The sequence below is a fragment of the Psychrobacter nivimaris genome, assembly GCF_009812035.1.
Classification (GTDB): Bacteria; Pseudomonadota; Gammaproteobacteria; order Pseudomonadales; family Moraxellaceae; genus Psychrobacter; species Psychrobacter nivimaris.
In genome coordinates this window covers 1-8,771 of sequence record NZ_VZIZ01000050.1, presented here as the reverse complement: position 1 = coordinate 8,771, position 8,771 = coordinate 1, and the positions used below count along the sequence as shown (strand labels likewise).

Genomic DNA, 8,771 nt, shown 5'->3' with positions numbered 1-8,771 from the left:
TATACTGGTAATCGTTTAATTGATTTATTTTATAACATTTTTGTGGTCAGGTGACTATAGCACAAATAACAATTCAAATGCTAATGGCAAAAGTGCTAACGCGAACCCTCCTAAAAATAATAGCGATAGTATAAAAGCGCTAATAGAGGATAAGAGTAATTAGTTTTTGTCTGATTAATTAAACCCACTAGCTATTTGGTTAGTGGGTTTTTTTAGCACTATACAAAAAATTTTTATCGTCATAATAAACGGCAAGCTACTATTGCTAAGTATTATCAAAGCCTTTTGCTAAATGTCATCTATATGGTTTGCATTAAAGTTTTAATAGCAGTTTTATTTGTCTCATAACTAATAGTAATAAGTCCTCTTACAATTTATGGCTGATGAATCGATAGAAAAGACTAGATTTTTCGACAATCATTAACTAATATAACTGTGGGCGACGTTCTGTATAGTTATCGTAAAAAATGTCTATTTAACAACTATTTAGTGGTTTTTTCTTAGTTTTTAGAGTTCTTTACTAAATATTATTGTCTCAAGTACGGTTACTTACTATCCATAATTAGGTTATCGTAAGTGACGCAACCTCTCTTATTGTCACTCTTTTTAGGGTAAACAAAGTGCTTGAATACAGAGCGTCAGATATTCAAGATAAACAAGTGCACCGTTATTAAGTTATTGTATGCTTAGCGCTAAATGCTAGACATGACAACATAACAAATGATGCTTAAATGAATGGCATTAGATATCACTGATTGAGTAACTGGCATTTAAGGGCGTAGATTCTCCCGTTGCCAAGGGCTGCTACTTACTATCTTTTGATACACGGACCATATGTCAAGACATCAGCTAATGACCAGGAGGGTCAAGGGTTTTACTTTCTCTTAGAGTATGATGTCTATCGAGCATTGCACTATTTGCTAATTCGAACACACGAATATCCACTATCAGCCCGTTCTGCTTACGGGTACCAACTTATACTCCGCATTGGAAATGTAAGTTGCCCGTCTACTTAAAAGGACAAGCTATGTCAATGATTTCCTCACAAACACACCTGGCCACGCCAGATGATTTTTCTGATAATTGCGGTTTTGGCCTAATTGCCCATATTGAGGGTGAAGCGAGCCATGATTTGGTAAAAACTGCCATTCATAGTTTAAGTTGTATGACACATCGCGGCGGTGTTGCTGCTGACGGTAGAACTGGTGATGGTTGTGGCTTACTATTAGCGACGCCTACCGATTTCTTTAAACAGATTGCTGACGAGCAGCAATTTGCCATTAAGGACAACTTTGCTGTCGGTATGGTGTTCGTTAATTTAGATAGCGATAAAGCCAAGCATAGCCAACAAGTATTGAGCGATGAGATTACCGCCCAAGGATTAGAAGTGGCTGGCTGGCGCAATGTACCACTTGACTTGAGTATTGTTGGTGAAATTGGTCGTGAGACATTGCCAGACTTTAAGCAAGTGTTTGTTAATGCACCAGATGACCTAGCAGCTGATGACTTCAACCGTAAGCTGTTTGTTGCACGCAAAAAAGCAGAGCAGCGTTTGACGGATGATGAGCTATTTTACGTCTGTTCATTGAGTTGTCAGACCATTATTTATAAAGGCTTGGTAATGCCTTCAGATTTGCCAGCGTTTTTCTTGGATTTGCAAGATGAGCGTTTGGCGTCACATATCGTAGTATTCCATCAGCGTTTCTCAACCAATACCTTACCGCGCTGGCCACTGGCACAGCCATTCCGTTATCTTGCGCACAATGGTGAGTTAAATACCATTACAGGTAACCGCAACTGGTCTAAAGCCCGTACGCCCAAGCTGAAATCAGACAAACTGCCTAACTTGAATGAGTTGACACCACTTGTAAATAGTACCGGTTCAGATTCATCAAGCTTAGATAACATGCTTGAAGTGCTTATGTCTGGCGGTATGAACCTATTCCATGCAATGTCTATCTTGGTACCCCCAGCGTGGCAGAACGTTGATAGCATGGATATGGATCTGCGTGCGTTTTATGAGTTTTACTCACAGCATATGGAAGCGTGGGACGGTCCAGCAGGTCTAGTCATTCAGGATGGACGCTATGCGGTCTGTATGCTCGATAGAAACGGTCTGCGACCGTCACGTTGGGTAACCACTAAGAATGGCTATATCACTGTTGCATCAGAAGTGGGCGTTTGGGATTACGAGCCACAAGATGTATTAGCAAAAGGTCGCGTTGGACCTGGTCAAATGCTGGTCATTGATACGTTAACAGGTCAAATTTTAGATACGACGGCTATTGCAACTTTACTAAAAACGGCGCATCCATATCGCAAATGGTTGCGTGAAGAAGCGACGCGTGTCCGTGATGATGAGCGTCTAGAAGAGACATTGGCAACGCAAGCGTGCCGTGGTGATAAGCTCAAAGCGCTACAAAAAATGTATCACATCACCAATGAAGAGCGCACAGAAATCATTCGCCCTAATGCTGAAAATGGTCAAGAACCAGTTGGCTCAATGGGTGACGATACGCCAATGGCTGTACTGTCGCAGCAAATTCGCCATGTCGGTGATTTTTTCCGCCAGCAGTTTGCACAGGTAACCAATCCGCCAATCGATCCATTACGTGAATCAATCGTGATGTCGTTGCAGACCTGTTTAGGCGCTGAGACTAACGTATTTGCACCATCTGCGAGAGATGCTCATCGTATTATTTTGTCATCGCCAGTATTGTCAGCCAGCAAGATGCAGCAGCTTGAAACTTTGGATGATCCAGCGTTTAAGATGGCTCGCATTGATCTGAATTATGACCGTACTTTAGAACTATCTGATGCTATCGTCGCTATTTGTGAGCAAGTGGCAGATAACATTCGCTCAGGTAATACATTGATTGTCTTGTCTGATAAAGATATCGATGCAGACAAAGTACCCGCCAATGCCATTATGGTTACTGGTGCTGTGCATCATTATCTAATCGCGCAAGGTATCCGTACTGATGCTAATTTAATCATTGAGACAGGTCTTGCCCGTGACTCGCATCAAATAGCGGTATTGATTGGCTTTGGTGCAACTTGTGTATATCCATATCTGGCATACGATGTCATTGATGATTTGGTCGCGACTGGTGAGCTACTCGGTGATCCGATTCAAGCCCGTGTTAATTTCCGCAAAGGCTTGGATAAAGGTTTGCTGAAAATCTTATCAAAAATGGGTATCTCTACCATTGTTTCTTATCGCGGCGCGCAGTTGTTTGAAGCAGTCGGCCTATCAGAAGAAGTCGTCAATTTATGCTTTAAAGGCGTACAAAGTCGAATCAAAGGCGCTACCTTTGCAGACCTTGCTGCTGATCAAGCGCAACTGGCTGCCAATTCGTTTAAGCGTCGTGCCCCTCTAGATCAGGGTGGTCTGCTCAAGTTTGTTTTCAACAAAGAGTACCATGCCTTTAATCCTGATGTGATTAATAGCCTGCATACGGCAGTACGTACTGGTGATTACGATAATTACCGTAATTATGCCGATCTAGTTAATAGCCGTCCGGTCGCGACCTTACGTGATTTGTTGCAACTGAAAACTGACAACAGTATCGATGTCAATGAAGTGGAAGATATCTCTGAAATCTTGACGCGTTTTGACTCAGCTGGCATGTCTTTAGGCGCGCTATCTCCTGAAGCGCATGAGTCGATTGCGATGGCTATGAATACCATCGGTGGTCGCTCAAACTCTGGTGAAGGCGGTGAAGATCCTGCGCGTTACGGCACATTGCGCAACTCAAAAATCAAGCAAGTTGCCTCTGGTCGTTTCGGGGTCACACCTGCCTACCTTCGTTCCGCTGAAGTCATGCAGATTAAAGTAGCTCAAGGTGCCAAGCCTGGTGAAGGTGGACAGCTACCTGGTGGTAAAGTCAACGCGCTGATTGCACGCTTACGTTATTCAGTGCCAGGTGTAACCTTGATTTCACCGCCGCCGCATCATGATATTTATTCTATCGAAGATTTGGCGCAGCTGATTTTTGATTTGAAGCAAGTCAATCCAGATGCATTGGTATCGGTTAAATTGGTGTCGCGTCCAGGTGTTGGTACGATCGCCACGGGTGTTGCAAAAGCTTATGCCGATTTGATTACTATCTCGGGCTATGACGGTGGTACGGCAGCGTCTCCGCTATCGTCTATCCATCATGCAGGCTCGCCATGGGAGCTAGGTTTGGCTGAGACTCACCAGTCTCTACGAGTGAATGGGTTACGTGATAAGGTACGTGTCCAGACTGACGGTGGTCTAAAAACAGGATTGGATGTAGTAAAAGCTGCTATCTTGGGTGCAGAGAGCTTTGGCTTTGGTACCACGCCAATGATTGCAGTTGGTTGTAAGTACCTACGTATCTGTCATTTAAATAACTGTCCGACAGGTGTTGCAACTCAAAAAGCCAAGCTGCGTGATGAGCATTTCATTGGCGAAGCAGAAATGCTGATTAACTTCTTTAAGTTTGTCGCAACTGAGACGCGTGAGTGGTTGGCAGCGTTAGGTGTTCGTAGTATGGAAGAGCTGGTCGGTCGTACTGACTTGCTTGATATTCTAGAAGGCAATACGGATAAGCAGCGTCATCTTGATCTAACGCCATTGCTATTTAGTCACCCAGCCAGTGTGGGCAAAGCACAAACTTGTCAGGTTGAGCGTAATGAGCCGTTTGATAAAGGCTTGCTTGCTGAGCAGATGATTAGCGATATGCTTGTGAACATTCGCAAAGGGGCGGGCGGCGATTATAGCTATTTCGTTGGTAACTGTGACCGCTCTATCGGTGCTCGTATTTCTGGTGAGATTGCGCAAGTCTGGGGCAACCTTGGCATGAGCGATATGCCAATTAAGCTTCGTCTAACGGGTACCGCAGGGCAAAGTTTGGGCGTGTGGAACGCTGGCGGTTTAAATATCGAGCTTGAAGGCGATGCCAATGACTATGTGGGCAAAGGTATGGCAGGCGGTGAGATTGTTATTTATCCGCCGAAAGACTCAAACTTTGTAGCACAAGAAACGGCCATCATCGGTAATACCTGTCTCTATGGTGCAACTGGCGGTAAGCTATATGCTGCCGGTACAGCAGGTGAGCGTTTTGGCGTTCGTAACTCTGGCGCACATGCAGTCATCGAAGGCACAGGCGACCATTGCTGTGAATATATGACTGGCGGTATCGTCACGATTCTGGGCCGTACTGGACTTAACTTCGGTGCTGGTATGACGGGTGGTTTTGCGTATGTACTCGATATGGAAGGCGACTTCTTTGACCGTTGCAACCATGAGCTAATCGATCTAAACCGTATTTCAAGCGAGCAAACAGAAGAGCATCGCATTCATTTGCAACAAGTGATTGAAGCTCATGTAGATAAAACAGGTAGTGCATGGGGTCAGACAATTCTGAATGACTTTGAGCACTATGTTCGTAAGTTCTATTTGGTTAAGCCAAAAGCAGCGAACATTGCAAGCCTTCTTAAAACTACCATGGCCGACCCACAATAGCCGATACGTAACTGCCTATCGTATCAATGGATTGCATTGATGGAATGTATTGATGGATCGGCAGTCGCTTTAATCAGGTTAGCCAGCGTTCCGTTTTTAGAGACGTTTTAACTCACAGGTTTTCAGCAGGTACGTGACAGCAGCGATATATGTCTTAAATTTTAGACAAACAAAACATCGCTGACTTTCGCCACCCACTGCAAAAGAGCCTTATATAAAAGAGATAGCACCATGGCAAAACGCTTAGAAAATAATTTTCAGTTTTTAGATGTACCAAGATTTGATCCAACCAAAAAAGACATTGCAACGCGCTCAACAGAGTTTGTTGAAATTTATAAGCCTTTTGAAAATGAAGCTGTTGCCCAGCAAGCGCATCGTTGTCTTGAGTGTGGTAACCCGTACTGCGAGTGGAAATGTCCAGTACACAACTATATTCCTAACTGGCTAAAATTGGCCACCGAAGGCCAGATATTTCAGGCAGCTGAATTGTGCCACCGTACCAATACCTTGCCTGAAGTGTGCGGACGAGTTTGCCCACAAGATCGTCTGTGTGAAGGCGCTTGTACGTTAAATGATGGTTTTGGTGCAGTGACTATTGGTAATGTCGAAAAATATATCAACGATACTGCGTTTGCACTTGGCTGGCGTCCAGATATGTCTGAAGTCGTTTGGACAGATAAAAAAGTCGCTATCATTGGCGCAGGGCCAGCAGGTCTGGGTTGCGCAGATATCTTGGTCAGAAATGGTGTCAAACCAGTCGTCTTTGATAAGCGCCCTGAGATTGGCGGCTTACTAACTTTTGGTATTCCTGAGTTCAAAATGGAAAAAGATGTCATGCGCAATCGCCGTGTGATCTTTGAAGACATGGGTATCGAATTCCGTTTAGAGACAGAGATTGGTACAGACGTCACCATTGATGAGCTACTGGCTGACTATGACGCAGTATTTATGGGTATGGGTACATACACCTATATGCGCGGCGGCTTTGCTGGTGAAGAGCTGACAGGCGTCTATGATGCACTAGATTACCTGATTGCCAACGTGAACCGTTGCAATGACTGGGAAAAAGACGCTGAAGAGTACATCGACTTTAAAGGTAAAAAGGTGGTAGTACTTGGTGGCGGCGATACAGCAATGGACTGTAACCGTACCAGTATCCGTCAAGGCGCCGAAAAAGTAGTTTGTGCCTATCGCCGTGACGAAGAAAACATGCCAGGTTCACGCCGCGAAGTGGTCAATGCTCGCGAGGAAGGCGTCGAGTTCTTATTCAATCGTCAGCCAACCGAAATCATCGGCTTAAATGGTAAAGTTAACGGCGTAAAAGTCGTTACTACTCAGTTGGGTGCACCAGACAACCGTGGTCGTCAACGCCCTGAACCAATTCCTAATTCTGAAGAGATCATCCCATGTGATGCAGTCATCATGGCCTTTGGTTTTAGACCAAGTCCTGCTGATTGGTTCGAGTCTCAGCAAGTGGGGATGGACAGCTCTGGTCGCGTATTAGCAGCCGAAAAGCAAACCTTCAAATTCCAGACTCAAAATCCTAAAATCTTCGCTGGTGGCGATATGGTGCGCGGTTCTGACTTGGTTGTGACCGCGATTTGGGAAGGCCGCGAAGCTGCGGAAGGTATTTTAGACTACCTAGAAGTATAATACGCTAGCGCAATAGACTATTACTCATTAACACTAACGCAGATCTTGATAAGTAATTCGATGAGTCATTTGGTGAATAATCTTCAATAGCGTAGATTTCAATATAGTGTGCTAGGATATTTTTTATAATGCCTTTTACCTGTGAATAATAGGTAAAAGGCGTTATTTTTTGCCCGTCATTTTGCTGATAGAATATCCATTTATACTTACCCTTAGTTATTGATGTTTTTTAATAATACTTTATTAAAATGTCTCACTTAAATATTCCATCCAAAAAGAGTAGCCTTGCGTGAAATCCACCCTTTATCAGCGTATTACTGCTCCATTTGTCGAACCCTATGTTCGCTACCAACATGCAGATATTTTACATGCCATACGCCTAGGTACGGCTGTGATATTGGCCCTATTGGTAAATAAAATCACCAATCTTCCGCACGGTGAATGGACGACCATTACAGTATTTATTATTCTAGGGTTATTGCAATACCAAGGCGCTATTTATACTAAGGCAAAAGAGCGCGTAATCGGTACTTTGTTAGGTATTGGTACTGCGCTTGGGGTGTTATGGTTTAATCAGAACGCAGGCGCATGGTTGTGGGTGGACTATGCGCTCATTGGTCTGCTCAGCGGCATCATTGGCTATCTAGCCGTCAGGCAGCTTGGGTATACAGGGCTGCTAACGGGTATCACTATGTTGATGATTGTCTCTGATTTAGGCAATAATAGCATTGGTCAAGATGGTATCTACCGCGCATTAAATATCTTACTGGGGACAGGCGTTTCGGTAGCAGTGACGCTGATTTTGCCGCTCAAATCAACGTTGATGTGGCGGTTCTTATTGAGTAGTAACCTTGACGCGTGTAGTAGTCTCTATGCAGGCGTAGGTCATCATATTGACGCAACGGATGGAGTAGTGGACGATTCTGTTCAAAAATTAAACCCCGTGGCTTTTCCTGTTAAAGAAGTACCCGTTGATAGAGCGTTGGTCACAGCGTTACAACAGATTAATAAACGTCTGCTGGCTGTGCGACCCCATATCGCGGCGACGGCCAGTGAGTCAGGTATTGAAAAGGAAACGCTAGAGACAATTCAACGTACCCATCGTAATATTATCGGGACGATTGACTTACTGTTAAGTGCGGCACCGCGCTTGGCAAATATCGAAATTGATGAAGAAAATCATGTTTTATTGGTACATTATCAGCATGAGCTAACCCAAGCGATGCAGCATATGGCAGCGGTATTACGTAGTCCAAGTGACGAAATATTCCGGCCCATTACTCGTATTGCTGTCTCGGAGTATCCAAGCGTACAGCACCTAGCATTTGAGTGGCAGGGCTATTTTTGGTTGACCCAAACCTTGCAGACTCAGTTGCAGCAGCTGAGTGATTTACTACAAACATCGAAGCCGCATTGGTTTGCTGCATCTGGTCTAGGCTATCAACGCCGTGAGCAGCGCCGGATGAAAGAACAGGGCGGCGAGACAGATTTACATTTGTAACGCAAAAAAACGCTGACCATTTAGGATCAGCGTTTTTATTTTAAAAGATTATTTTATTTTTAAAGTACTAGGGTGTGTTGACAATTACCGTAAATGGATAATCGTCGCTGCTAAATAGATATTAGC

At 44.1% G+C, this 8,771-nt stretch carries 3 protein-coding genes; all 3 read left to right on the top strand.

The window, feature by feature from the left end:
- The first annotated feature begins 1,027 nt into the window (after window positions 1-1,027).
- The 3 genes from gltB to FQV37_RS14010 all read left to right on the top strand — a co-directional run bounded on the left by gltB (window position 1,028) and on the right by FQV37_RS14010 (window position 8,645).
- On the top strand, window positions 1,028-5,491 hold the full coding sequence (gltB, locus tag FQV37_RS14020; protein WP_160023806.1) for a glutamate synthase large subunit: 4,464 nt from the start codon (window positions 1,028-1,030) through the stop codon (window positions 5,489-5,491).
- A gap of 231 nt (window positions 5,492-5,722) precedes the next feature.
- The gene (locus FQV37_RS14015; RefSeq protein WP_057761694.1) at window positions 5,723-7,144 is read left to right on the top strand and encodes a glutamate synthase subunit beta; all 1,422 of its coding nucleotides are present in this window, start codon (window positions 5,723-5,725) and stop codon (window positions 7,142-7,144) included.
- 289 nt (window positions 7,145-7,433) lie between these two features.
- Window positions 7,434-8,645: an FUSC family protein gene (locus FQV37_RS14010; RefSeq protein ID WP_160023805.1), complete on the top strand. Its 1,212-nt coding sequence runs from the start codon at window positions 7,434-7,436 to the stop codon at window positions 8,643-8,645.
- The last annotated feature ends 126 nt before the right edge of the window (window positions 8,646-8,771 follow it).